The organism is Streptomyces sp. NBC_00038 (genome assembly GCF_026343635.1).
Classification (GTDB): Bacteria; Actinomycetota; Actinomycetes; order Streptomycetales; family Streptomycetaceae; genus Streptomyces.
This window is the reverse complement of the sequence record NZ_JAPELQ010000001.1, coordinates 6,423,232-6,448,526: the sequence shown is the minus strand read 5'-3', so window position 1 is coordinate 6,448,526 and position 25,295 is coordinate 6,423,232. Positions and strand designations below refer to the sequence as shown.

At 70.1% G+C, this 25,295-nt stretch carries 24 protein-coding genes; 5 read left to right on the top strand and 19 right to left on the bottom strand.

Annotated elements, in window-relative coordinates; translation table 11 throughout:
• Window positions 1-65: 65 nt before the first annotated feature.
• Window positions 66-641, bottom strand: a complete 576-nt coding sequence (locus tag OG219_RS29390; protein WP_266455832.1) for a sigma-70 family RNA polymerase sigma factor — start codon at window positions 639-641, stop codon at window positions 66-68.
• Between the two features lie 268 nt (window positions 642-909).
• Window positions 910-1,521, bottom strand: a complete 612-nt coding sequence (locus OG219_RS29385) for a response regulator transcription factor (RefSeq protein WP_003948568.1) — start codon at window positions 1,519-1,521, stop codon at window positions 910-912.
• Window positions 1,522-1,911: 390 nt separating this feature from the next.
• Here OG219_RS29385 and OG219_RS29380 point away from each other — a divergent pair, with 390 nt between their 5' ends.
• On the top strand, window positions 1,912-2,241 hold the full coding sequence (locus OG219_RS29380) for a WhiB family transcriptional regulator (RefSeq protein ID WP_266455834.1): 330 nt from the start codon (window positions 1,912-1,914) through the stop codon (window positions 2,239-2,241).
• Window positions 2,242-2,323: 82 nt separating this feature from the next.
• Here the strand turns inward: OG219_RS29380 and OG219_RS29375 are convergent, their stop codons facing one another.
• Window positions 2,324-3,220: a LysR family transcriptional regulator gene (locus OG219_RS29375; protein WP_266831438.1), complete on the bottom strand. Its 897-nt coding sequence runs from the start codon at window positions 3,218-3,220 to the stop codon at window positions 2,324-2,326.
• 80 nt (window positions 3,221-3,300) lie between these two features.
• Here OG219_RS29375 and OG219_RS29370 point away from each other — a divergent pair, with 80 nt between their 5' ends.
• The 3 genes from OG219_RS29370 (at window position 3,301) to OG219_RS29360 (ending at window position 5,637) form a co-directional block, all read left to right on the top strand.
• The gene (locus OG219_RS29370) at window positions 3,301-3,969 is read left to right on the top strand and encodes an MOSC domain-containing protein (protein ID WP_266831436.1); all 669 of its coding nucleotides are present in this window, start codon (window positions 3,301-3,303) and stop codon (window positions 3,967-3,969) included.
• A 108-nt stretch (window positions 3,970-4,077) separates the two neighbouring features.
• On the top strand, window positions 4,078-4,851 hold the full coding sequence (locus tag OG219_RS29365) for an SDR family oxidoreductase (RefSeq protein ID WP_266831434.1): 774 nt from the start codon (window positions 4,078-4,080) through the stop codon (window positions 4,849-4,851).
• A gap of 78 nt (window positions 4,852-4,929) precedes the next feature.
• Entirely contained in the window at window positions 4,930-5,637 is a 708-nt protein-coding gene (locus tag OG219_RS29360; protein ID WP_266831432.1) for an ester cyclase, read from the top strand.
• Window positions 5,638-5,740: 103 nt separating this feature from the next.
• On the opposite strand, the gene groL is transcribed toward OG219_RS29360, so the two are convergent.
• The 4 genes from groL to OG219_RS29340 form a co-directional block, all read right to left on the bottom strand.
• On the bottom strand, window positions 5,741-7,369 hold the full coding sequence (gene groL / locus OG219_RS29355; protein ID WP_266831430.1) for a chaperonin GroEL: 1,629 nt from the start codon (window positions 7,367-7,369) through the stop codon (window positions 5,741-5,743).
• Window positions 7,370-7,520: 151 nt separating this feature from the next.
• Complete coding sequence (gene groES, locus OG219_RS29350) at window positions 7,521-7,829, bottom strand: co-chaperone GroES (protein WP_266455850.1); 309 nt, start codon at window positions 7,827-7,829, stop codon at window positions 7,521-7,523.
• Window positions 7,830-8,054: 225 nt separating this feature from the next.
• The gene (locus OG219_RS29345) at window positions 8,055-8,831 is read right to left on the bottom strand and encodes a polysaccharide deacetylase family protein (RefSeq protein ID WP_266831428.1); all 777 of its coding nucleotides are present in this window, start codon (window positions 8,829-8,831) and stop codon (window positions 8,055-8,057) included.
• On the bottom strand, window positions 8,828-9,751 hold the full coding sequence (locus OG219_RS29340; protein WP_266831427.1) for a polysaccharide deacetylase family protein: 924 nt from the start codon (window positions 9,749-9,751) through the stop codon (window positions 8,828-8,830). Before OG219_RS29340 ends, OG219_RS29345 begins: the two co-directional genes overlap by 4 nt.
• Window positions 9,752-9,772: 21 nt before the next feature.
• Here OG219_RS29340 and OG219_RS29335 point away from each other — a divergent pair, with 21 nt between their 5' ends.
• Window positions 9,773-11,041, top strand: a complete 1,269-nt coding sequence (locus OG219_RS29335) for an SAM-dependent methyltransferase (protein ID WP_323183307.1) — start codon at window positions 9,773-9,775, stop codon at window positions 11,039-11,041.
• Here OG219_RS29335 and OG219_RS29330 read toward each other — a convergent pair.
• The 12 genes from OG219_RS29330 to tsaD form a co-directional block, all read right to left on the bottom strand.
• Window positions 10,983-12,311, bottom strand: coding sequence for an RNA polymerase sigma factor (locus tag OG219_RS29330; RefSeq protein ID WP_266831423.1), 1,329 nt, complete (start codon window positions 12,309-12,311; stop codon window positions 10,983-10,985). The two genes, OG219_RS29335 and OG219_RS29330, sit on opposite strands and share 59 nt — an antisense overlap.
• A 45-nt stretch (window positions 12,312-12,356) precedes the next feature.
• Entirely contained in the window at window positions 12,357-12,713 is a 357-nt protein-coding gene (locus OG219_RS29325; RefSeq protein WP_266831421.1) for a YciI family protein, read from the bottom strand.
• Window positions 12,714-12,873: 160 nt separating this feature from the next.
• A complete protein-coding gene (locus OG219_RS29320; RefSeq protein WP_266831419.1) occupies window positions 12,874-13,953 on the bottom strand; it encodes an LCP family protein in 1,080 nt (359 codons plus the stop codon).
• A 94-nt stretch (window positions 13,954-14,047) separates the two neighbouring features.
• Entirely contained in the window at window positions 14,048-15,400 is a 1,353-nt protein-coding gene (locus OG219_RS29315) for an endo-1,4-beta-xylanase (RefSeq protein WP_266831417.1), read from the bottom strand.
• A 199-nt stretch (window positions 15,401-15,599) separates the two neighbouring features.
• Window positions 15,600-16,658 carry a LacI family DNA-binding transcriptional regulator gene (locus OG219_RS29310; RefSeq protein WP_266831415.1) on the bottom strand — a complete coding sequence of 353 codons (1,059 nt, stop codon included), beginning with the start codon at window positions 16,656-16,658 and terminating at the stop codon, window positions 15,600-15,602.
• 111 nt (window positions 16,659-16,769) lie between these two features.
• Complete coding sequence (locus tag OG219_RS29305; RefSeq protein ID WP_266831413.1) at window positions 16,770-19,328, bottom strand: glycoside hydrolase family 3 N-terminal domain-containing protein; 2,559 nt, start codon at window positions 19,326-19,328, stop codon at window positions 16,770-16,772.
• Window positions 19,329-19,379: 51 nt separating this feature from the next.
• Window positions 19,380-20,240: a carbohydrate ABC transporter permease gene (locus tag OG219_RS29300; protein ID WP_266831411.1), complete on the bottom strand. Its 861-nt coding sequence runs from the start codon at window positions 20,238-20,240 to the stop codon at window positions 19,380-19,382.
• Entirely contained in the window at window positions 20,237-21,244 is a 1,008-nt protein-coding gene (locus tag OG219_RS29295) for a carbohydrate ABC transporter permease (protein ID WP_266831409.1), read from the bottom strand. The genes OG219_RS29300 and OG219_RS29295 overlap by 4 nt, the downstream gene beginning before the upstream one ends.
• Window positions 21,245-21,253: 9 nt before the next feature.
• Complete coding sequence (locus OG219_RS29290; RefSeq protein WP_266836269.1) at window positions 21,254-22,537, bottom strand: extracellular solute-binding protein; 1,284 nt, start codon at window positions 22,535-22,537, stop codon at window positions 21,254-21,256.
• Between the two features lie 245 nt (window positions 22,538-22,782).
• Window positions 22,783-23,823 carry a LacI family DNA-binding transcriptional regulator gene (locus OG219_RS29285; RefSeq protein WP_266836268.1) on the bottom strand — a complete coding sequence of 347 codons (1,041 nt, stop codon included), beginning with the start codon at window positions 23,821-23,823 and terminating at the stop codon, window positions 22,783-22,785.
• Between the two features lie 125 nt (window positions 23,824-23,948).
• Window positions 23,949-24,200 carry a hypothetical protein gene (locus OG219_RS29280; RefSeq protein ID WP_266831407.1) on the bottom strand — a complete coding sequence of 84 codons (252 nt, stop codon included), beginning with the start codon at window positions 24,198-24,200 and terminating at the stop codon, window positions 23,949-23,951.
• Entirely contained in the window at window positions 24,197-25,294 is a 1,098-nt protein-coding gene (tsaD, locus tag OG219_RS29275; protein WP_266455893.1) for a tRNA (adenosine(37)-N6)-threonylcarbamoyltransferase complex transferase subunit TsaD, read from the bottom strand. The genes OG219_RS29280 and tsaD overlap by 4 nt, the downstream gene beginning before the upstream one ends.
• Window position 25,295: the final 1 nt, after the last annotated feature.

Here is a 25,295-nt window from a genome sequence, read left to right as displayed (position 1 = left end):
CGACGTCCGACTTCCCGCCGCCGCAGCGGAAAGGGACCGGAAACCAACTCCCGAAGAAGGCCCGACTACTGCTCCGCCAACGCCCGCAGCCGGCTCAACGCCCTGTGCTGAGCCACCCGTACCGCCCCTGGTGACATTCCCAACATCTGCCCTGTCTCCTCGGCCGTGAGGCCCACCGCGATCCTCAGCAGGAGCAGCTCGCGCTGGTTGTCGGGGAGGTTGGCCAGGAGTTTCTTGGCCCATTCGGCGTCGCTGCTGAGCAGGGCGCGCTCTTCGGGGCCGAGGGAGTCATCGGGGCGCTCGGGCATCTCGTCCGAGGGGACCGCGGTGGAACCGGGGTGGCGCATCGCGGCTCGCTGCAGGTCGGCGACCTTGTGCCCGGCGATGGCGAAGACGAACGCCTCGAAGGGGCGCCCGGTGTCCTTGTAGCGCGGCAGCGCGAGGAGCACCGCGACGCAGACCTCCTGCGCCAGGTCCTCCACGAAGTGCCGCGCGTCGCCCGGAAGCCGGGACAGACGGGTGCGGCAGTAGCGCAGCGCGAGGGGGTGAACATGGGCGAGCAGGTCGTGCGTGGCCTGCTCGTCGCCGTCGACAGCGCGATGGACGAGCGCACCGATCACCGTCGTCTCGTCGTCGCGCATCGGTCCATGGTGCCTCGGCGTCGTCCGATCCGTGGCACCGCGTCCATAGTTGTGCACCGAAGCGTTATGAGCAGGTGCGCCGGAACTCATCTCCTGCGCCCTCCCCTTCCGCTCGACCGAATCGTCCCCTAGGAACTCCACACCTCAAGGATGCGGCATCCGCCGGGAAACGGGGATCAGGCATCGAAGAGGCTCTCTCCGAGGGCCCGGCCCCACCCGCCGCACGGCGGGCAGGGACTACTGCCGTTGTACCCCCACGGCGGCTCACTTAGCGAACCAGGCCCCACCGGAAACCGAGCGCCACAGCGTGCGCGCGGTCCGAGGCGCCGAGCTTCTTGAAGAGCCGCCGGGCGTGCGTCTTGACGGTGTCCTCGGAGAGGAACAGCTCACGGCCGATCTCCGCGTTGGAGCGGCCGTGGCTCATACCCTCCAGGACCTGGATCTCCCGCGCGGTGAGCGTGGGAGCCGCGCCCATCTCGGCCGACCGCAGTCTGCGCGGGGCGAGCCGCCAGGTGGGGTCGGCGAGCGCCTGGGTCACCGTCGCGCGCAGTTCGGCACGTGAGGCGTCCTTGTGCAGATAGCCGCGGGCGCCGGCGGCGACGGCGAGCGCCACGCCGTCCAGGTCCTCGGCGACGGTGAGCATGATGATGCGCGCACCGGGGTCGGCGGACAACAGCCGCCGAACAGTCTCGACGCCGCCCAGACCGGGCATGCGTACGTCCATCAGAATCAGGTCCGAACGGTCGGCACCCCAGCGGCGGAGTACTTCCTCGCCGTTGGCCGCCGTCGTCACACGCTCGACGCCGGGCACGGTCGCCACCGCGCGGCGGAGCGCCTCTCGGGCAAGCGGGGAGTCGTCGCAGACGAGGACGGATGTCATTGCCGTCCTCCGCAGCTGATGCGCGTCACCTTGAGCCTCCAGGCTGGTACGAATCGTCATCTGTGCGGTCGACACTCGCCGACGGAAACTGCCGTCTGCCCGAGCGCTTGTTCCTTCAACCGCCTCGGCACTTCCAACGATGGTCACTCGAAAGAGTTACGGGGCAGCAAGTCGTCTTCGGCACTGTACGTGAGGGCGCGGACACGGTGCAGACATGCGGAGCGGACCCACAACCTTTCATCACAACCCATGCCCCATTTAGCCCGATTTCTTCCCTTTTGCTGGTGTCTGTGGCTAGATTCGCAATGAGTCATATTTTCATCTCCTTAGATCGTAGATGTACGGTCGGTGGGCACATAGCAGCCCAGAACGGCAACAAGGGGACACGCAATGGCAGATTTCTCCCGCCTTCCCGGTCCGAACGCGGACCTCTGGGACTGGCAGCTCCTCGCGGCCTGCCGCGGGGTCGACAGCTCGCTCTTCTTCCACCCGGAGGGCGAGCGAGGTGCGGCACGGAGCGCTCGCGAGAACTCGGCCAAAGAGGTCTGCATGCGATGCCCGGTACGCGCGGAGTGCGCGGCGCACGCGCTGGCGGTGCGCGAGCCGTACGGCGTGTGGGGCGGGTTGACCGAGGACGAGCGCGAAGAGCTCATGGGACGGGCACGCAACCGGCTGGTCTCGGCGTCGGCGACTGGAAGCAGTCCCGCTTCGAACAACTGAAGGAACGTTTCTGCTGACCGGGCACGCGCCCGCGTGCCCCTAACTTTTCTGGCCCCTCTCCCCAACGCGCCCCGCGCCGGGACTACCGCTGCGCGGCCCGCGCCAGCCGGTCGAGCGTCGCCGCCACCGCGGGCACCTGAGCGAGATCCGGCAGCGTGAGCGCGACGATCTCCCGCCGCACCGGGGGCTCCACCCGCACCGTGCGCGCCCCCTTCGGCCGTACGGACTCGATGGCGAGCTCCGGAAGGACCGCAACCCCCAGACCGGCGCCCACCAGGCCGACCACGGCCGGGTAGTCGTCGGTGGCGAAGTCGATACGGGGCTCGAAGCCCGCGCCGCGGCAGACCTCGACCAGTTGTCGGCGGCAGCGCGGGCAGCCCGCGATCCATGGGTCCCCGGCGAGTTCGCCGATCGCCACCGACTCGGCCCCGGCGAGGCGGTGGCTCTCGGGGACGAGCCCGACGAGGCGGTCGAGGAGCAGGGGGCGTACGACCAGGTCGTCCCACTCCTCGACGCCCGCCGCCCCCTCGTACCGGAACGCGAGCGCGATGTCGCAGTCGCCCTCGCGGAGCATCTCCACGGAGCGCGGCGGCTCGGCCTCCTCCAGGGAGACCCGGGTGCCTGGGTGCGCGGCGCGCAGGGCGGCGAGGGCCGTGGGGACGAGCGTGGAGCTGCCGCTGGGGAAGGAGACGAGCCGTACGCGGCCGGCGCGCAGGCCCGCGATCGCGGCGACCTCCTCCTCGGCCGCCGTCAGTCCCGCGATGATGCCGGCCGCGTGCCTGACCAGCGCGTCGCCCGCCTGCGTCAGGCGCATCTCGCGTCCCGTGCGGACCAGCAGCGGTGTGCCGACGGATGCTTCGAGCGCCTTCATCTGCTGGCTGACGGCGGGCTGGGTGCAGCCCAGTTCGCGCCCGGCCGCCGAGAAGGAACCGGTGGCGGCGACGGCGCGCAGTACGCGGAGATGACGTGCCTCGATCATTTTCCGAGCATAAGGGCGCCTTGGGTAAGGAAGCGAATATTGCGTCGCCGCTTTGGCTCCCATCGCCTAGCGTGCTCTCCATGAAGCTTCTCTCGCTGAATCTGGGCCAGGCGCGGGCCGTCGACTACACGGACCAGCCGGAGGGGGTGACCGGCATCGACAAACAGCCGGTGCCGGGGCCGGTGCGGGTCGCGGCGCCCGGGCCCAAGGGGACCGGCGGGAGCGGCCTCGCCGGGGACGCCGTGTGCCACAAGCGGCACCACGGCGGGGAACACCAGGCCGTGTACGCGGTCGCGCGCGAGGATCTCGACGACTGGGAACGCGAGCTGGGCCGGACGCTGCCCGCCGGCTCCTTCGGCGAGAACCTCACGACACTGGGAGTCGACGTGTCCGGGGCGCTGATCGGCGAGCGCTGGCGCATCGGGCCCGAGGTGATCCTCGAGGTCACCTGCGGGCGCATCCCCTGCCGGACCTTCCAGGAACACGTCGGCGAGAAGGGGTGGGTGAAGCGCTTCACTCAGAAGGGCGCGCCCGGCGCGTATCTGCGTGTCGTCGAGCCCGGCGAGATCCGCTCCGGCGACCCGATCGAGATCGTGCACAGGCCGGACCACGACGTCACGGTCGCCCTCCAGTTCCGTGCGATCACGACCGAACGGGGGCTGCTGCCACGGCTGCTCGACGCGGGCGAGGCGCTGCATCCCGAGTCACGGGCGATCGCCGAGAAGTACGTGGCGACGCCCGGCGCTTAGCAGGGGCTGCGCAGGCAGTCGCGCGCCCCGCGCAGAAGTCGTGTGGGGCGCGCGCACGTTGGGGAGCGCGGAGCGCCGGACCACAGGTCAGGTCACTAACCTTGGGCCATGACAACGGCTCTGATTACGGGATCGACCGCGGGGATCGGCGCCGCCTTCGCGCGGCGTCTGGCGGCTGACGGGCACAACCTCGTGCTGGTGGCGCGTGACACCAAGCGGCTGGGCGAGCAGGCGACCGAGCTGCACGACCTGCACGGCATCGAGGCGGAGGTGCTGACGGCGGATCTGGCGACGGACGACGGCATCGAGGCCGTGGCCGGGCGCCTGAGCGACCGCAAGAACCCGGTCGACCTGCTGGTCAACAACGCCGGCTTCGGCAACAAGGGCCGCTATCTCGACGTATCGATCGCGGACGAGCTGAAGATGCTCAAGGTGCACTGCGAGGCGGTCCTGCGGCTGACCTCCGCGGCGACCGAGGGCATGCGGGAGCGCGGCCGTGGCGGGGTCGTCAACGTCGCGTCGGTGGCCGCGTTCCTGCCGCGGGGGACGTACGGGGCGTCGAAGGCCTGGGTCGTGCAGTTCTCGCAGGGCGCGGCGAAGGACCTGGCAGGCAGCGGCGTACGGCTGATGGCGCTGTGCCCCGGTTTCGTGCGCACGGAGTTCCACCAGCGGGCCGGTATGGGCACTGACAACATCCCCAACTGGATGTGGCTGGACGCCGACAAGCTGGTCGCCGCCGCGCTCACGGACCTGGCCCGCGGCAAGACCCTGTCGATTCCCGACCCGCGCTACAAGGTGCTGATGGGCATGGCGAAGGTGGCGCCGCGGTCGTTGCTGGGCGGAATCTCCTCCAGGACCGGGCGGAAGTACGGGCCCCAGTAGGCCAGAGGCGGTGGCGCCGCCGTCCCAGTGGGACGATGGAGGTATCACCCGGACCCAGGGGGGCCGGAAGGCGGCGTCATGACGTTCGTACAGCTCATCGACTGCAAGACCGGTCGATTCGACGAGATGGACCGGCTCATGGACACATGGGTCGAGCAGACCAAGGGCAAGCGGACCGCGACGCACAGCGTCATCGGCAAGGACCGGTCCGACGCCAGGCACTTCATCGAGATCGTGGAGTTCGCGTCGTACGAGGAAGCGATGGCGAACTCGAATCTTCCCGAGACGGACAAGATCTTCCGGGAGATGGTGGCACTCTGCGACGAGATGCCGACGTTCACGGATCTGGATGTGGTGCGGGACGAGTGGCTCTACAAGACCAACGTCCGCAATTTCTACGGACTGGTCGCAGGCAAGGGCGAGTTGCCCTCGTGGGACGAGGTCGTCGCGGAGAACTACCACGACCACGATCCGTCCAACGAGCAGGACGTGATCGGCCTGGACGCCATGCGCCGCGAGGTGGAGATGTGGCGGTCCGGCTTCGACTTCACGTTCACCATCGAGGACCAGCTCGCCGACGGCGACCGGGTCTGTACGCGCTGGACCTGGAACGGCACCCACAAGGGCGACTTCATGGGGATCCCGGCCAGCGGCAGGCAGGTCGCCATGACCGGCACGACCATCCACCGGTGCACCGACGACGGCAAGCTCGTCGAGGGCTGGTGGCAGTACGACAGGCTGGGGCTGATGGCGCAGCTCGGGGCGCTGGATTCGCTGGAGCAGTGACCGGTAGACCGCAGCGCTGGAGCAGTGACCCGGCTAGACCCGCAGAACACGGGAGAAGCCCCCGTTCCCTGTGGGAACGGGGGCTTCCTCGGAAGCCGGTGCCTCAGTGCGAGTGGCCGTGACCGTGGCCGTGACCGGCCTCGGACTCTTCCTCGGCCGGCTTCTCGACGACCAGGGTCTCGGTCGTGAGGAGCAGGGAGGCGATGGAGGCGGCGTTCTCCAGGGCGGAGCGGGTGACCTTGACCGGGTCGATGACGCCGGCCTTGACCAGGTCGCCGTACTCGCCGGTGGCGGCGTTGAAGCCCTGGCCCTTGTCGAGCTCGGCGACCTTGGAGGTGATGACGTAACCCTCCAGGCCGGCGTTCTCGGCGATCCAGCGCAGCGGCTCGACGGCGGCCTTGCGGACGACCGCGACACCCGTGGCCTCGTCGCCGGTCTTGCCGAGGTTGCCCTCGAGGACCTTGACGGCGTGGACGAGCGCGGAGCCACCACCGGAGACGATGCCCTCCTCGACCGCGGCGCGGGTCGCGGAGATGGCGTCCTCCAGACGGTGCTTCTTCTCCTTGAGCTCCACCTCGGTGGCGGCGCCGACCTTGATCACGCACACGCCGCCGGCCAGCTTCGCGAGGCGCTCCTGGAGCTTCTCGCGGTCCCAGTCGGAGTCGGTGTTCTCGATCTCGGCCTTGATCTGGTTGACGCGGCCGACGACCTCGGAGGAGTCGCCGCCACCGTCGACGACGGTCGTGTCGTCCTTGGTGACCGTGACGCGGCGGGCGGTGCCCAGCACGTCCAGGCCGATCTGGTCGAGCTTGAGGCCGACCTCCTCGGCGATGACCTGACCGCCGGTGAGGGTGGCGAGGTCGCCCAGCATCGCCTTGCGGCGGTCGCCGAAGCCCGGGGCCTTCACCGCGACGGCGTTGAAGGTGCCGCGGATCTTGTTCACGACCAGGGTCGACAGGGCCTCGCCCTCGACGTCCTCGGCGATGATCAGGAGCGGCTTCGAGGCGTTGGCCTGGATGACCTTCTCAAGCAGCGGCAGGAGGTCCTGGATGGAGGAGATCTTGCCCTGGTGGATGAGGATGTACGGGTCCTCGAGGACGGCCTCCATGCGCTCCTGGTCCGTCACGAAGTACGGCGACAGGTAGCCCTTGTCGAAGGCCATGCCCTCGGTGAAGTCCAGCTCCAGACCGAAGGTGTTGGACTCCTCGACGGTGATGACACCGTCCTTGCCGACCTTGTCCATCGCCTCGGCGATGAGCTCGCCGACCTGGCTGTCCTGGGCGGACAGACCGGCGACGGCCGCGATGTCGGCCTTGTCCTCGATCGGACGGGCGGTCGCGAGGAGCTCCTCGGACACGGCCTTGACGGCGGCGTCGATGCCCTTCTTGAGGAGGGCGGGGGACGCGCCGGCGGCGACGTTCTTGAGGCCCTCGCGCACGAGCGCCTGGGCGAGCACGGTGGCGGTGGTCGTACCGTCACCCGCGATGTCGTTGGTCTTGGTCGCCACCTCCTTCACCAGCTGGGCACCGAGGTTCTCGTACGGGTCGTCGAGCTCGACCTCGCGCGCGATGGTGACGCCGTCGTTGGTGATGGTGGGAGCGCCGAACTTCTTGTCGATGACGACGTTGCGGCCCTTGGGGCCGATCGTCACCTTGACCGTGTCGGCAAGCTTGTTGACGCCGCGCTCGAGGGCGCGACGGGCGTCCTCGTCGAACTTCAGGATCTTCGCCATGGGAGCGATTCAGCCCTCTCGAAACTCTGGAAAATCTGGGGAGAACGAACGGCGCCCCCGACGCCCGGCTTCTTGCGATCGCGGGGGGCCAGGGGCGCTGTTCACTGCAAGACCGGTTGATGCCGGTCAATACCGGTTAAACCGGGGTGAACTACTTCTCGATGATCGCGAGCACGTCGCGAGCCGAGAGGACGAGGTACTCCTCGCCGTTGTACTTCACCTCGGTGCCGCCGTACTTGCTGTACAGCACGATGTCGCCGACAGCGACGTCGAGCGGAAGACGGTTACCGTCCTCGAAACGGCCCGGGCCCACGGCAAGGACGACGCCCTCCTGGGGCTTCTCCTTCGCGGTGTCCGGGATGACCAGGCCAGAGGCCGTGGTCTGCTCGGCTTCGAGCGGCTGGACCACAATGCGGTCCTCGAGCGGCTTGATGGCAACCTTGGAGCTGGTGGTCGTCACGATCCGACCTCCCCCTTCGGAGATCTCACGGGGTTAACTGTCTGAGGTGGCGACCAGGTGGACCCGTCGTCGCGGGAGCCGGATCTACCTGTCGTCATTGGCACTCTCCAGGGGGGAGTGCCAGACCTGAGACTATGACCGTGATTAGCACTCGGTCAAGCGGAGTGCCAACGCGGCGCCCACGAGCTCATCGGATCCCGAGCGGAACCACAGCCCCCGGACACGTCACAGGTAGTCCTCGAGCCGCGCCGGAGTGAACCCCTCCGCCTGGACGCGGCGCAGCAGCTCGAGCGTCGCCTCCGTGAGGTCCGGGTCCTCGGAGCCGGACAGGATGTCGCCCGGCCGCAGGGGGCCCGCATCGGCGTCCCGCCCCCGCACGACGGCGGCGATCCCGCAGTCCGCGGCGGCCCGCAGCGTGGTGGTGTCGTACGTGCCGTACGGGGGCCGCAGGAAGCGGGGGCGGATACCGAAGCGCTCCTTGAGCTTGTTCTGCTGGCCGCAGATCTCGGCGCGCTGGCCGACGTACGGCAGGCCCCGCAGGGAGGGGTGGTCCAGGGTGTGGTTCTGCACGGTCGCGCCGACCGCCCGCAGCCGCGCGAAGTGTCCGTACCCCGGCCCGACGACACTGTCCGTGACGAACATGCTGACCGGCAGCCGCAGTTCACGGACCATGTCGACGAACCGCGGATCCCGCTCGGCACCGTCGTCGTACGTCAGGAAGACCACCTTGTCGCGGGTGGGCACGCGGTCCACGAGCGGCGCGAGGCCCGGGCCCGCGGTGCGCGCGGTGACCCGGGCGGAGGGTTTCGGGGCGGGGACGAGCGGCGCGGACAGCCCCCAGCGGCGGTACGTCGCCAGGGTCGGCCCGTGCGAGCGCGCCTTGCTCACCTCGTGCGCCGCCTTCTTGCCCAGCCGTTCGATCGGGTCGACGGACTGGGCGCAGCCCGTGAGGAGTACGGCGGCGAGCACCCCGGCAAGGAGCGCGTACGGCCGCGACCTCACAGGTAGTCCTCCAGCCGCGCGACCGCGTACCCCTTGTCGGTCACCATCTTCATGAAGCGGCGGACCATGTCGGGCATCGTGCCCTTCCAGTCCTCCTTGCCGCGGAAGTGGCTGAGGACGATGTCGCCGGGGTGCAGATCGCGGTCCCACTCGCGGTACTCCCAGTGGTCGACGAAGATCTCCTCGTTCCACAGCGGGGCCGCCTTGATGCCGCAGGCCTTGGCTGCGCGCAGGGTGTCCTCGTTGTAGTTGCCGAACGGCGGCCGGAAGAGCGTGGGGCGCTTGCCGAACTGCTTCTTCATCACGTCCTGCATGCCGCAGATCTCGCGCTTCTGGCGTTCGTAGGAGAGTCCGGGCAGGTAGGGGTGGTGGAGCGTGTGGTTGTTGAGTACGACTCCGCGGTCGCGCATCTTGCGGAAGTACCCGTAGTCCTCCTTGACCAGGTAGTCGCTGAGGAAGGCGGTGTACGGGATCTTCAGGTCGCTCATCATCCGCAGGAAGGCCGGGTCCTTCTCGGCACCGTCGTCGATGGTGAGGAAGACGACCTTGTCCTTGGTGGGGATGGTCGTGAAGACCGGCGGCAGATCCTCACCATCCTCGACCTCGAAGCCGTCACGGAACTCGATGACCGGCTTCTTGGCGGGGGGCGCGGGCGCGGCGAGCGGCGTCTTGGCAAGACCCCAGCGCTTGGCCGCGGCGGCTCGTTCGGCCTGCGCGCGGCGGAGTTTGGCGGCGTAGGAGTCGAGGGCGCGGGCGGGCGGTGCCTGGGGCGCCTGGCGGCCGGGGGCCGGTTTCACGGGCTTTGAGCCGGCGCTCTCGGCGCAGCCGGACACGAGGGCGGCGAGGGCGAGCGCGGCGATCCCGCTCCGGGCAGCCGTCAATTTCACACTATTTTTGTAATTTTGTCGTACTGATCGCATGGCGCCGGATCCTCCCAGGCCATGGCCCGTACGGGGCCACGACACCGCGGCCGGACGCGCGCCGTCCACCGACTGGCCCACAATGGCCCGGTGAACGACCTCGATCCGCCGTCCCCCCTCGCCTCCTTCGCCTCCCTGCTCACCCCCGAGGGCCGCGCCCTGCTCGACGAGGTGCGCGGCACCGACCCGGCGCGGGAACTGGCGGTCGCCACCCGGCTGCGCCGCGAGCACCCGGCCGGGCTGGTCTCGGCAGCCCTCGGGCAGGCGCGGCTGCGGCAGCGGGCTGCGGCGAAGTTCGGGGCGAAGGACGCGGAGCGGATGTTCTTCACCCCGAACGGGGTCGAGCAGTCGACCCGTACGACGGTCGCGGCGCACCGCGCGGAGCGGCTGCGCGCCCTCGGCGTCCGCTCGGTCGCCGACCTCTGCTCCGGCATCGGCGGCGACGCGATCGCACTCGCCCGCGCCGAGATCCGGGTCCTCGCCGTCGACCGGGACCCGCTGACGGTCGCGGTGGCACGCGCGAACGCCGACGCGCTCGGCCTCGACGGCCTGATCGAGGTGCGCGAAGCGGATGTCACCGAGGTGGACGTGTCCGCGTACGAGGCGGTCTTCGTGGACCCCGCGCGCCGGGGCGGCCGCGGCCGGATCTTCGACCCGGAGGCCTACTCACCGCCCCTGTCCTGGGCGATCGGCACGGCTTCGAAGGCTCCGCTCGCCGCACTGAAGATCGCTCCCGGCATCCCGCACGAGGCGATCCCCGCCGAGGCCGAGGCCGAGTGGATCTCGGACGGCGGCGACGTGAAGGAGGCCGTGCTGTGGTTCGGCACCGAGCCGGGTCTTGTGCGGGCCACGCTGCTGCCGGGGCCGCGGGAGGTACGGGGGCGCGGGCTGCCGGATCCGGCGGTGCGGCCCGTCGGGCGGTATCTGTACGAGCCCGACGGGGCCGTGATCCGCGCCCACCTCGTCGCGGAGGTGGCCGAGGAACTCGACGGCGGACTGATCGACGAGACGATCGCGTACATCACGGCGGACGAGTCACATCCGACGCCGTACGCCTCCGGCTACGAAATCACCGACCAACTCCCCTTCAGCGTGAAGAAGTTGAAGGCGCTGCTGCGGGAACGGGGGGTTGGGGTGCTGACGGTGAAGAAGCGGGGGTCGGCGGTCGAGCCGGAGGAGTTGCGTCGGAAGGTGCTGCCGAAGTCGCAGGGTCCGAATTCGGCGACGGTGTTCATGACTCGGGTCGCGGGGGCGCCGACGATGCTGGTGGGGCATCCGCTGACGGGCTGATGCCGCCAAGGTCGTCCAGCTCACTCACCCGCGCCCGCAGCAGTTCCCTCTCCTGCTCGTTGCGCGTCAGCGTGATCGCCCGCTCGAACTCCGCCCGCGCCTGAGCCGTACGCCCGAGCCGGGCGAGCAGATCACCGCGGACGCTGGGCAGCAAGTGGTAGTCGCGGAGGGCGGGTTCGGCGGTGAGGGTGTCGATCAGGGCGAGGGCGGGCTCCGGGCCCTCCGCCATGGAGATGGCGACGGCACGGTTCAACTCGACGACGGGCGACGGGGAACGGGCCGCGAGCAGGCCGTAGAGAGTGGCGATCTGACCCCAGTCCGTGTCCTCGTACGCGTACGCCTGCGCGTGGCACGCGGCGATGGCTGCCTGGAGGGCGTACGGGCCGGGGCCGCCCGTGGCGACGGCGTTCGCGCGGCCCAGGGCGGCGAAGCCCCGGCGGATCAGCATGCGGTTCCAGCGGTGGCGGTTCTGGTCCTTGAGGAGGACCGGCTCGCCGGAGGGGCCGGTGCGGGCGGCCGCGCGTGACGTCTGGAGTTCCAACAGGGCGGCCAGCCCGTGCACTTCGGGCTCCTTGGGCATCAACTCAGCGAGGACCCGGGCCAGTCGGAGGGCGTCCTCGCACAGCGCGGGGCGCAGCCAGTCCTCGCCCTCGGTGGCCGCGTACCCCTCGTTGAAGATCAAGTAGATGACCTCCAGCACGGACCCGAGACGGGCGTCCCGCTCCGGGCCGTACGGCACCTCGAAGGCGACCCCCTTCGTCGCCAGTTTCCGCTTGGCCCGCACGATGCGCTGGGCGACCGTCGCCTCCGGGGCGAGGTAGGCGCGGGCGATCTCGGGGGTGGTCAGGCCGCCGAGCAGCCGCAGCGTGAGCGCAATGCGGGCCTCGGCGGAGAGGACGGGGTGGCAGGTGGTGAACACCAGCCGCAGCAGGTCGTCGTCGATGTCGTCCGGGTCGGCAGGTTCCTCGAAGGGGGTGGTCGTGTCCAGGTCGCGCCCGATCTCCGCCAGCTTGCGCGCGTAGCGTTCCCGGCGGCGCACGAGGTCGATCGCGCGATGCTTGGCGGTGGCCATGAGCCAGGCTCCCGGGTTGTCCGGGACGCCGTCACGCGGCCACTGCTCCAGCGCCGCGACCAGGGCGTCCTGCGCCAGTTCCTCGGCGATGCCGATGTCGCGGACGATGCGGGTGACGCCGGCGATGACGCGGGGGGACTCGATCCGGAAGACGGTTTCGATGGCTCCGCGCGGGTCCGCGGTGGGCTGCTGTTCCACAGCCCACCATCAGACACCCACGGCGGCCTCAGGCCAAGGAGCCGCTCAGCCCTCGGCGATCTCCCGCACCTCGCAGGTCACCGTCCAGTGCTCCTCGTGCACCTTCAGGAACCGCTTGGTCCACTCGATGGCCTCGGTCATGTCCTTGGCCTGGATGATCGCGTAGCCGCCGACGACCTCCTTGGACTCGGTGAACGGGCCGTCGGTGACGGACAGTTCACCCTTCTCCCAGCGGACCCGGGTGCCCTGCGCGGTGGGGGTGAGCCCGGCGGTGTCCAACAGCACGCCCGCCTTGGTCATCTCCTCGATCAGCTCACCCATCCGCTGCATCAGCTCGGGGCTCGGGCCCTCGGCGGGGGCGTTGGCCTCGTCGATCTGGACCATCGACAGGTAGCGCGGCATGGTGGCTCCTTCGGTACGGAGACGGGGCTCGTCCCTGCCTCTCACCCATGCGTCGAGCGGGAGACGCCTCTTTCGACACTGTCTCCGGAATTCCCCGAAGTTTCTTCCTCAGCGCCTCCGGCCGGGGAGCTTCACCGGCTGCTCGGACGCCGAAGGCGAGTCACCGCAGCGACGCCCACAGCTCGCTCGCCTCCGGCTCCTCAGCCACCACCCGGTTGGCGTCCGACGCAGCCGTCACCACCGGCATCGTGACCGTCTTGAGCGCGTCCGAGGGCAGGGACTTCAGGCTCTGGCCGAGGCTCATCAGTTCGGTCAGGGAGTCGAGGCCGGTGTCGGTGGTGAGGCTGCCGGTGACGGCGTCGGCGACCTTGTAGAGCTTGGCGGGGTCGGTGAGCAGGTTGGTCGAGGAGATCTGCTCCAACAGGGCCTTCACCAAAGTCTGTTGGAGGCCTATGCGGCCCAGGTCGCTGCCGTCGCCTATGCCGTGCCGGGTGCGGGCGAGGGCGAGGGCCTGGGTGCCGTCGAGGTGGTGTTCGCCGGCCTTCAGGTGCAGGTGGCTGTCGTCGTCGTCGATGTCCTCCTCCGTCGTGACGGTGACGCCGCCGAGCGCGTCCACGAGGTCAGCGAAGCCGGCGAAGTCGATCTCGATGAAGTGGTCCATGCGGACGTTCGTGATGGACTCGACCGTCTTCACGGCGCAGACCGGACCGCCCACCGAGTACGCGCTGTTGAACATCGAGCTGTACGCCACCGAGGTCGCCCCGCCGGAGGAGGTGGGGCACGACGGACGGGTGACCAGGGTGTCGCGCGGGATGCTGACCACCGTCGCCGCCGTACGGCCCTCGTCTATGTGCACGACCATCGCCGTGTCCGAGCGTGCTCCCGAGCTGCTGCCGCCGCCCAGCGCCGCGTTCTCCTCACCGCTGCGGGAGTCGGAGCCGAGGACCAGGATGTTGAGCGCCCCGCTGGGGAGCGGGGTCGCGGAGGCGGAGGAGGAGGCCGACGGGGTCGAGACGATCTTCGGCGGGCGGTCGTCGCCGAGCGCGCTGTTGATGTCGACGCTCCGGATGTTCTGGTTCAGGTGCCAGTAGGCCCAGCCCGCCCCGGCGACGGAGAGTACGAGGGCGCCGGCGAACACGATGCCGGCGGCTTTCAGCAGGCCCCGCCGTCGGCCCCCGCGTCTTTCGACGCCCTCGTTCTCGTCCCCGCGCTCGTCTTCAGAAGTCACGCGGAGGAACATAAGTCCGAATTATTACGAGCAGGAACACCTTCTGGGGTTTCCTTCGGAAAATCTCAGACTTCTCAGCCGTGGCTAAGGCTTGAACGGGAAAAGCTCAGCCGAGTGTCACGGTCGGCACCGGATTGCTCCCGCTCCATGCCGCGTTGAACCCGAACGTCACCGAACCACCGTTCGCGACCGTTCCGTTGTAGGAGGCGTTGAGGCAGCTCACCGCCGCGCCCGTCTGGGTGCAGCTCGCGTTCCAGGCCTGCGTGATCTGCTGGCCCGCGCCGTACGTCCAGCTCACCCTCCACGAGGACAGGGCAGCCCCCGAGCAGGCGATCCGCACCTGGCCCGTGAAGCCGGTGTTCCACTGGTTCGTCACGCTGTACGTCGCCGAGCACGCGCCCGTCGGCGGGGTGGACGTGCCGCCGAGCGCCGTCGCGATCGCGTAGTACGCCGGTTTCGGCACGTAGTTCTCGTCGTACGGGGTCGCGGCCCCGTAGCCGGTGAAGACGTCCGGGATCCAGGAGTCGGAGTCCGTGAAGCCCCAGACGGTGACGCCGGTGCACCGGGTGACCGCCACGCATGCGTCGAGCACGGCCTTGTAGTCGGCGGCCTGCTGCGTCAACTTCGCGTCGGTGGCGGGGAGTTGCATCCGGATGTCCAGCTCCGTGATCGCGACGTCCACCCCGAGGTCGGCGAAGCGCTGGATGTTCTGCTGGAACGTGGCCGGGACCTGGCCGAGGATGAGGTGGGCCTGGAGGCCGACGCCGTCGATCGGGACGCCGCGCTCCTTGAGCGACTTGACCAGGTTGTAGAGGGCGGTGCTCTTCGCGTTGACGCCCTCGACGTTGTAGTCGTTGATGTAGAGCTTGGCGCTCGGGTCGGCGGCGCGCGCCCAGGTGAGGGCCTGGGCGATGTAGTCGGCACCGAGGCCGTTGTACCAGAGGGTCGAGCGGTAGGTGCCGTCCTCGTTGAAGGGCTCGTTCACCACGTCCCAGGCGGCCAACTTGCCCTTGTAGCGCGTGACTTCGGTGCTGATGTGGTCCTGGAGCAGGGTGCTCAGCTCGGCGGACGTCCAGCTGCCGTTGGCCAGCCAGCCCGGGTTCTGGCTGTGCCAGACGAGGGTGTGACCGCGTACCTGCTGGTTGTGGGCCTGCGCGAAGGCGACGATCTGGTCGGCCTCGGCCCAGTTGTAGGCTCCGCGGCTGGGCTCGACCGACTCCCACTTCATGGCGTTGCCGGGGGTCAGCGAATTGAACTGGGCGCCGGATATGTCGCCGTAGGTGCCGGTGAGTTTGGAGCCGGTGACGGCGGTGCCGATGACCTTGCCCTTGGCGGCGGCGAGGTCGCGCAGCGGGGTGTCGGCCGCCTGAGCGGCGGGCGCCGCCACCAGCAGGGCGCCGAGGGTGGCGATGCCGGTCAGCAGCGACGCCAGGGATAAGCCTGATCTCCGAGATCTCATTGCGGGTGCCTCCGAAAGTTTCGGTGGTGCAACCGATTGGCTTCGGAGAGTGTGGAGCTGCCCGCACCACACGTCAATACGGAAGCACCGACCCGTTCCGTCAGTGCAGAATCACCAGCCCGTACCGCCAGAACAGGAGCACCGACCCCATGCCGCCGATACGGGAACAGCACCCCGTCCCGCCAAGGCTGAAACGCGACTACGCCGGCGGCGCCCCCGTACTGCTCCGCACCACCAGCCTCGTGGCCAGCTCCATCCGCGTTCCCGCGGCGGGCTGTTCCCGCCTCCCCAGCTCAAGGACCAGCCGCGCCGCCGCCTCCGCCATCTCGGTGAGGGGCTGTCGTACGGTCGTCAGCGGCGGCCCGACCCAGCGCGCCACCGGCAGATCGTCGAACCCGACGACGCTGAGGTCCTCCGGAACGCGCAGCCCCAGCTCGCGGGCGGCCTCGTACAGGCCGAGGGCCTGCAGGTCGTTGCCCGCGAAGACGGCGGTGGGCCGGTCCGGCGACCGGAGCAGCTCGAGTCCCGCCCGGTACCCGGACTCGTGGTGGAAGTTCCCCGGCCGGATCAGCGCCGGGTCGACCGGCAGCCCGGCCGTCTCCAGGGCGGCTCGGTAGCCGTCGACGCGGGCGCGGCTGCACATCATCCGGGAGGGGCCGCTGATCGCGCCGATCCTGGTGTGGCCGAGCTCGACGAGGTGGCGGGTCGCGGCCAGCCCGCCGTGCCAGTTGGTGGCGCCGATGGACGGGACGTCGTCGCCGGGGTCACCGGCCGGGTCGAGGACCACGAACGGGATGGACCGGCTGGTCAGCAGGGCCTGCCCGGACGCGTCGAGCCCGGACAGGACGAGGATCACGCCGTGCGGGCGGCGGGCGGCGACCTGGTCGGCCCAGGTGCGGCCCGGGGTCAGCCGGCCCGCGCTCTCGGAGAGCACGACGCTCAGCCCCTCGTCCCGCGCGACGTTCTCGACACCCCGGATGACCTCCATCGCCCAGGCGCTCTCCAGCTCGTGGAAGACCAGGTCGATGAGGGGGGAGCGAGTGGCCTCGGCACGGCGGCGCCGGTAGCCGTACTCGCGCAGCAGTCCCTCGACGCGGGTACGGGTCGCCGGAGCCACGTCGGCCCGCCCGTTGAGCACCTTCGAAACGGTCGGAGCCGATACGCCGGCCTCGCGGGCGATCTCGGCGAGCGTGGCGGTCTGTGTCGACCGCCGTGCCGTCCGCGTTCCCCGGGGCCGCGCCGGTCTGGCGGGAGTCATGGCGGCGATCGTAGCCCCGGCGTCCGGCGGCCCGAACCCCCTTTGAGGCCATACCTCCCCCAGAACATTCGACATCTGGCGCGAAACATTCGAACCCGCTGGTTCAACAGCTCACTTCACCCGCGCCTCACACCGCATCCGCCTCCCCGGCCCCACCACCCGCTCCGCCCCGGTCAACGTCACCCGCACCGCCTGCCGTACGTCCCCTCCCCCGCTGGACGCCCCCAACCGCAGTTCCAGCTCCCCGGGTTCGACGATCCGGTCGCCGTCGGGTCCGGTGTACGCGGCCAGGTCCGCGGGGACCGTGAAGTGGACCTCCGCGGACGCGCCCGCCTCCAGCGGTACCCGCGCGTAGCCCACCAGGCGGGCCACCGGTCGCGCCACCTTGCCGACGGGGTCGTGGAGATAGAGCTGCACGACCTCCGTGCCGGCCCGCTCGCCCGTGTTGCGGACCGTCAGGCGCAGCGTCGTCTCGCCGTCCGTGGGGAGGGTGTCGGTGTCGGCCGACGGGACCTGCCAGTCGTACGTCGTGTAGGACAGCCCGTGCCCGAACGGGAACAGCGGCGTCGGGTCGAGGCTGCTCGCCTCGCCGCGCAGGCCGAGCGGTGGGGCGAGGTACGTCCACGGCTGCCCGCCCGGGTCGCGCGGCACGCTCACCGGCAGCCGCCCGGACGGGTTCACCCGGCCCGACAGGACCCCGGCCACCGCGGGGCCACCTTCCTGGCCCGCGAAGAACGCCTGCACCACCGCCGCGCACCGGTCCGCCCACCGGCCGAGCGCGTAGGGGCGTCCGGAGAGCACCACGAGCACGACCGGCGTCCCGGACGCGAGCGCCTTCTCCACCAACTCGCCCTGCCCGTCGGGAAGTTCGAGGTCCGCCACATCGCACCCCTCCCCCGAGGTACCCCGCCCGAACAGCCCCGAGCGGTCCCCGACCGCGACCACACACACATCGGCCGCCACCGGATCGTCCGTGAACTCCGCGTCCGGCAGCTCGGCACGCAACGCTTCGAGCAGCGTGGGCACGGCGACGCCCATCGGGAGTCCGGGGTGGTCCAGGAGGACATGGCGGGGGAAGGTGTAGCAGCCGAGCATCGCCGCGGGGTCGTCGGCGAGCGGGCCTAGGACAGCGATCCGCCGCGCCCCGGCCCCAGTCCCAGCCCCGCCTTCGCCTCCGGCGCCGGTCCCAGTACCGGCACCGGCACCGGCACCGGCACCGGCACCGGCACCGGCCACGCTCCCAGCCCCGACCGCGGCCTCGGCCCCGATCCCGCCTTCACTCCCGGTCCCGTCTCCACCCCCGGTCCCGACACGGATCCCGCCTTCGCCCCCGCCCCTGGCCACTGCCCCGGCCACACTCCCAGCCCCGGACCCGGCCCCGGCCCCGGTCCCGCTCCCAGCCCCGGTCCGGACGCCGGTCCCGCTCCCAGCCCCGGTCCCGGTCACGCTCCCAGCACCGGTCCCACCCCCACCCCCGCCCCCCAGCGGCAACACCCCACTGTTGGACAGCAGCACAACCGACTCCTCCGCCAACCGGCGTGCCAGCGCCCGCATATGAGGCGGATCGAGATCAGCCGGACCCTCGGCGACAGGCGACGGAGCCCAGCCCGGATCCAGCAACCCCAACTCGCACTTCTGCGTAAGAACCCGCAGCGCCGCCCGGTCCACCAGCCCCTCGTCCAGCGCCCCTGCCCCGAAGCACCGCACCGCGGGCAGCTCCACATCGACGCCCGCCGCTAGCGCGAGCGCCGCCGCCCCGCCCGGGGAGTCGGTGAGCCCGTGCGCCGACTCCAGGAAGGAGACGCCGAAGTAGTCGGAGACGACAGTCCCCCCGAACTCCCACTCCTCCCGCAGGAGTTGGGTGAGAAGTGCGCCGTGCGCGTGGGCGGGCAGCCCGTCGACATCGTTGTACGCCGCCATCACCGACCGCGCGCCGCCCTCCCGTACGGCCATCTCGAACGGCGGAAGGACGACGTCCGCGAGTTCGCGCGGGCCGATCGACACGGGCGCGTGGTTGCGGGCGCCGCGTGAGGCCGAGTAGCCCGCGAAGTGCTTGAGCGTGGCGACGATGCCCGCCTCTTCCAGGCCCTGGACATAGGCGGTGCCGACCGTCGCCACGAGGTAGGGGTCCTCGCCGATCGACTCCTCCGTGCGGCCCCAGCGGGGATCCCGTACGACATCGAGGACGGGCGCGAGCCCTTGGTGCACGCCCACCGACCGCATCGAGGCGCCGATCGCCGCCGCCATCTCCTTCACCAGCGCCGGGTCGAAACTGGCGCCCCAGGCGAGCGGCGTCGGGAAGATCGTCGCCCGCCAGGCGGTGAAGCCGGTGAGGCACTCCTCGTGGGCGAGCGCGGGCAGCCGGAAGCGGTTCGCCGAGCGGATGCGTTCCTGGAGGGCCCCGAGGCGGGCGGCGCCCTCGGCCGGCTCGACCGGCGCGGTGCCGAACGGGCGGGTCAACTGGCCGAGCCCGTACGGGAGCAGCTCCGTCAGGTCGACGTCACCCGACAGCGCGTGCTGCAGCGGTGCCATGTCGCCGCCCGGTGTCTCGGCCGAGCCGGGCCAGACGCTGTAGAGCTGGGCGGTCTTCTCCTGGAGGGTCATACGGGAGAGCAGGTCGGCGGCGCGGACGCCTGCGGGGAGAGCGGGGTCCTGCCAGGGGTCGGTCATGTAACTCCTCACGTGGATAGGTCCGTACGGTCGTCAGCCCTTGGTCGCGCTTCAGCCCTTGGTCGCGCCGAGCGTGATGCCGCCGATCAACTGGCGTTCGGCGACCGCGTAGAAGGCCAGGGCGGGTGCCATGGCGAGCACCAGGTACGCGAAGATGCGGGCCACGTCGGAGGCGTACTGGCCCTGGAACTGCTGGATACCGACCGGGACCGTCCACCAGGTGGGCTCGCTGAAGACCAGCAGCGGCAGCAGGAACTGGTTCCAGCTGCCCACGATGGCGAGGACGGAGACCGTGCCGAGGGCGGGCCGCGCCAGCGGCAGCAGGATGCGCCAGAAGAAGCCGAAGCGGGAGCAGCCGTCGATGGTCGCGGCCTCCTCCAGTTCGCCGGGGATCTCCCGGAAGAAACCGCGAAGGATGACGATCGTCAGCGGCAGGCCGAAGGCCGCCTCGGGAAGGATCACGCCCCACGGGTTGTCGAGCAGGTCGAACGTGCGCAGCAGGATGAACAGCGGCAGGATCGCCACCGCGAACGGGAACATCAGCCCCATCGTGAAGAGGGTGAACATGAACTCCCGCCCACGGAAGGCGAATCGGGCGAGTGCGAACGCGGCGAGGGCCGCGGTCGCGACCGTGAGCACGGTGGCGCCGACCGCTATCAGCGTGCTGCTGCCGATGGACCGCCAGAACGCGCCCGAGCCGAGCAGGGACGTGTAGTTCGAGGTCACCCAGGGATCGGGCAGCCCGAAGGGGTTGTTGGAGAGCTGGTCGGTGGACTTGAAGCCGGAGATGAGGGCGTACAGGAGCGGGGTGACCATGAACACCCCGACCAGCCAGAGGATCACGTACACGGGCACCTTGCGCAGCACCCGGCGCCGCCGCACTCGCTTCGGTACGCCCGTCGCCCCGCTCATCGGTTCCCTCGCATGGTGGTGATCGCTCCTTCGGTGTCACGGCGCAGCACGAAACGCTGGTAGGCGAGGGCGAAGACGAGGCTGATCAGGAACATCGCGACGCTGATCGCGCTCGCGTAGCCCATCTGGTAGCGCTTGAAGCCGTACTGGACCATGGAGATCGCCAGCGTCTCCGAGGCGTGGTCGGGACCGCCGGTGGTGATCACCCAGACCAGGTCGAAGAGCTGGACGGAGAAGATGACGGACAGGAAGGCGCTGATCCGGATGGTCGGCGCGAGCAGCGGCAGCGTGATGTGACGGAACCGCTGCCAGGTGCCGGCGCCGTCGATGCGCGCCGCCTCGTGCAGTTCGGCCGGGATGCCCTGCAGTCCGGCCAGGTACAGCATCATGTGGAAGCCGAAGTACTTCCACGTCATGACGAGGAAGAGCGTGGGCAGGACGGTGCTCTGACCCGCGAACCAGTCCCCGCCAAGACCGCTCAGCCCCACCTCGTCCAGGACCCGGTCGGCGAGCCCGTCCCCCGGCGCGAAGATCATGCCGAACAGCACGCCGGTGATGACCTCGGACAGGATGTACGGCGCGAAGAACAGCATCCGGTACACCGCCCGGCCGCGCAGCTTCTGGTTGAGCAGCACGGCCATGGCCAGCGCGAACGGCAGCTGGAGGAGGACGGAGAGCCCGATGAGAAGCGCGCCGCGCGACAAGTCCCCGAGAAAGACCGGGTCCTTGAGGAGCCGCGTGTAGTTGCCGAACCCCCGGAAATCCGAAACCGGCCCGAAACCGCCCCAGTTGAAGAAGCTGATGTAGAAGGCGTAGCCCATCGGCACCAGCACGAGCAGTCCGAACAGCACGAGCGCCGGGACCGTGAAAACGAAGGCCCCCAGCCAGTCGCGCAGTCGGCGTGCGGCGGGCTTGCGGGTGTGCGTGCCGGGTGGTGACGGCTCCACCAGGTCGGGGGACTTGCCGAGGTCGGGCACGTAGGTCGGTGTCGTCGAGTGGGTCATCGGCGGCCGCTAGCTCTCGCTCTTGGCGACCTGGGTGACCGAACGGGTGACCTGCTCAGGGGACTTGGAGCCGGCGATGAGCGCGGCGACGCTGTCGTTGATCTCCTGGCCGACGGCGGGGGCGTACGCCTGGTCGAGGTAGAGCTGGAAGCCGGTGGCCGTGTTCAGCGCGTCCGATACGGCGGTGAGGTTGGGGTCGGTCAGTGCGGCGCGCGCGTCCTTGGACACCGGTATCAGGCCGGTGTCCTTGACGAGCTTCTCGGCGAACTCCTTCTCGGCGAAGAACTTCAGGAACTCCACCGCCGCGTCGGGAGCGCCCTTGCGCACCGCGTGACCGCCGCCTCCGCCGAACACCTCGGTGAGCGCGCCCTTTCCGCCCTCCACGGCGGGGAAGGAGAAGAAGCCGAGGTCCTCGCCGATGCCCTTGCCCGCGTCACCCTGGACGACCGGCGCCCACTGGCCCATCAGCTCCATGGCCGCCTTGCCGTTGCCCATCAGGGCCGCCTCGCCGCTGGGCGTGGAGTAGGCCGCGCCGAGGAACCCCTTCTGGAAGGGCTCAAGAGCGACGAGGTCCTTGAGGTGCTGCCCCGCCGTGACGAACCCCTCGCCGGTGAAGTCGGCCTCGGTGGCGGCCTTCTGCATCGCTTCGAGCCCGGCGACCCGCATCGAGAGGTACGCCCAGTAGTACATGCCGGGCCACTTCTCCTTGCCCGCGAGGGCGATCGGCGTGATTCCGGCGTCCTTGAGTGCCTGGACGGCGTCGAGATAGCCGGACCAGGTGGTGGGCGGCGAGTCGATCTTCGCCTTCTTGAAGAGCGCCTTGTTGTACCAGAAGCCGACCATGCCGATGTCAAAGGGGACGGCGTACGACCTGTCCTCGAACTCGTAGGCCGCCAGCGCGGCGGGCACGAAGTCCTTCGTCCAGGAGGACACCTTGTCCGTCAGATCCTCGACCAGGCCGGCGTCGACCTGCTGCTTCAGGACCCCGCCGCCCCAGGTGTGGTAGATGTCCGGCAGCTTCCCCGAGGTGGTCAGCGCGGTCATCTTCGACTTGTACGCCTCGTTCTCCAGAGTGACGATCTTGATCTTCACGTCCGGATGCGCGGCCTCGAACTCCCTGGCCCGCTCGGCCCACAGCTTCTTCGCGGGCTCGGTGGTGGTGATGTTCCACCACTCGACGGTGGTCTTGCCCGAGCCGCTCCCGCCGTCGGAGGAACCGCACCCGCTCAGGGCCAATCCGGTAGCCGCGGAGGCCGCCAGGATCCCACGGCGGGAAAGAGAGGTGTTGCCCAACGCTCGCATCGCACACCTTCCGGAAGAGAGCCGATAATTATCGGTGAGGTGCGCGGGAAATTACGGGCGTACGACAGGTATGTCAACGCCCCTGACAAATATCGGGAGTTCTTGAGCTACAGGTGGTTCGTGGCCGGCCGCGCCCCTGCGGGGCGCTGCTCAGTCCGGCGCCGACAGGAGCGCCCCTTCAGGGGCGCGGGGAACTGCGCGATCAGCCCCCACCGGCGGCCAGCCGGTGAACCGCCTCAAACGCCCAGGGGCGCGGTACTCGCCCGCACCACCAGCTCGGTGGCCAACTCCACCCGCGGCGACGCGGGCTCCTCACCCAGCGCCAGCCGCAGCACCGTACGGGTGGCCAGCTTGCCCATGTCGGCAAGCGGCTGCCGCACGGTGGTCAACGGCGGCGCCGACCACCGCACCTCCGGCAGGTCATCGAACCCGACCACACTCATGTCCTCGGGAACCCGAAGCCCCCGCCGCCGCAAAGCCTCGATCGCCCCGAGCGCCATCTGATCACTCGCGGCGAACAACGCGGTCGGCGCCTCCGCCAGATCAAGCAGCCGATTGCACCCGTCGAACCCGGACTGGTGATAGAAGTCCCCCTGCTGGATCAGCGCGTCGTCGACCGCGACCCCCGCCCCCTCCAGCGCCGCCCGATACCCGTCCAGCCTGGCCCGCGAGCACAGCAACCGCACCGGCCCCGCGACGAACCCGATCCTGCGGTGCCCGAGCCCGAGCAGATGCTCCGTCGCCGCCATCCCGCCCGCCCAGTTGGTGGCACCGACGGTCGGCATGTCGAGGGACGGCGACCCCGCCGGATCGACGACGACGAGCGGCACCCCGAGGCGCCGCAACTCCTCGTGCAGCCCGGGTTCGAGGACGGAGGTCACGAGGATCACCCCGTCGGAGGCGCGGGCCCGCAAGTTGGTCATCCACTGCCGGGCCGAGCCCGACGCGCCATGGATGGCCGACACCACCGTCCCCACACCGGCCGCGTGCGCGACCTCCTCGACCCCCCGGATGATCTCCACGGCCCAGGGGCTGTCGAGGTCGTTGAAGACCAGGTCGACGAGGGCCGCCCGGTCGCCCGGCGCGGACGGCCTGCGCCGGTAGCCATGGTGGCGCAGCAGATCCTCGACCCGGGCCCGGGTCTCCGGCGACACGTCGGAACGCCCGTTGACGACACGCGACACGGTGGGCACCGAGACCCCGGCCTGGCGGGCGATCTCGGTGATCGTCACCTTGTTCTTCTCGATCGCGGCCTTCTTGATGCTCTCCCGGGCCACTGCGCCCACCTCCGTCGACACTTACGAAACTTTGCAGGAGTCTTCCGGAAAACTGAGGCCGCCGTGAAGCCCAGCCGGAAACGGAGGTGTCCGGACGGACGTCAGGAAGGTCATCACGACAGCCGTCAGGACACCGACTCGAACCGCCATCGATGCACAGCCCGGGTCACCAACTCCCCGCCCGGCTCCGGGAGTTCGGGCAATTCGGCGTCGTACGGCGCATCCCACCAGGTGATGACGAGCACCCGGTCCTGGGGCGCCCGGAAGATCTCCTGGCGCAACGGCTGGGCCGCCAGTTCCTGCGCCCGCACCCAGTCGAGCAGCTCCTCACCCTTCCCGGAGACAGCCCGCGCCTCCCACATCAGCGCGACGCTCACGAGTACAGGTTCTCCTTGCTGACCTCGTGCACATGGTCATGAGAGTGACCACGGCCGGGCACATGCGGGTCCGTCACCGGCAACGACGAATCCGCCGACAGGTCCCAGTCGGAGGCGGCCCGGTTCCGCGCCACCATCTCGGCACCCAGCGCGGCCACCATCGCCCCGTTGTCCGTGCACAGCTTCGGCCGCGGCACCCGCAGCCGGATCCCGGCGGCCTCGCAGCGCTCCTGGGCGAGCACCCGCAGCCGGGAGTTGGCGGCCACCCCGCCGCCGATCATGAGGTGGTCGACGCCCTGGTCCTTGCAGGCCCGTACGGCCTTGCGCGTCAGCACGTCGACGACCGCCTCCTGGAAGGACGCGGCCACATCGCGCACCGGCACCTCCTCCCCCGCCGCCCGCTTGGCCTCGATCCAGCGGGCCACGGAGGTCTTCAGACCGGAGAAGGAGAAGTCGTACGCCGCGTCGCGCGGCCCGGTGAGGCCGCGCGGGAACGCGATCGCCTTCGGGTCGCCCTCCTTCGCGTACCGGTCGATGACAGGGCCGCCGGGGAAGCCGAGGTTGAGCACCCGCGCGATCTTGTCGAAGGCCTCGCCCGCTGCGTCGTCGATGGTCGCGCCCATGGGACGTACGTCGGAGGTGATGTCGGTCGAGAGCAGCAGCGAGGAGTGACCGCCGGAGACGAGCAGCGCCATCGTCGGCTCGGGCAGCGCGCCGTGCTCCAGCTGGTCCACGCAGATGTGCGAGGCGAGATGGTTGACGCCGTACAGCGGCTTGCCGAGCGCGTACGCGTACGCCTTCGCCGCCGAGACCCCGACGAGCAGCGCGCCGGCAAGGCCGGGCCCGGCGGTCACGGCGATCCCGTCCAGGTCCGAGGCGGCGACCCCCGCCTCCTTCAGCGCGCGCTGGATGGTCGGCACCATCGCTTCAAGGTGCGCCCGCGAGGCGACCTCCGGCACGACCCCGCCGAAACGCGCGTGCTCGTCGACGCTCGACGCGATGGCGTCGGCGAGCAGCGTGGTGCCGCGGACGATGCCGACGCCGGTCTCGTCGCAGGAGGTCTCGATGCCGAGGACGAGCGGTTCGTCAGCCATT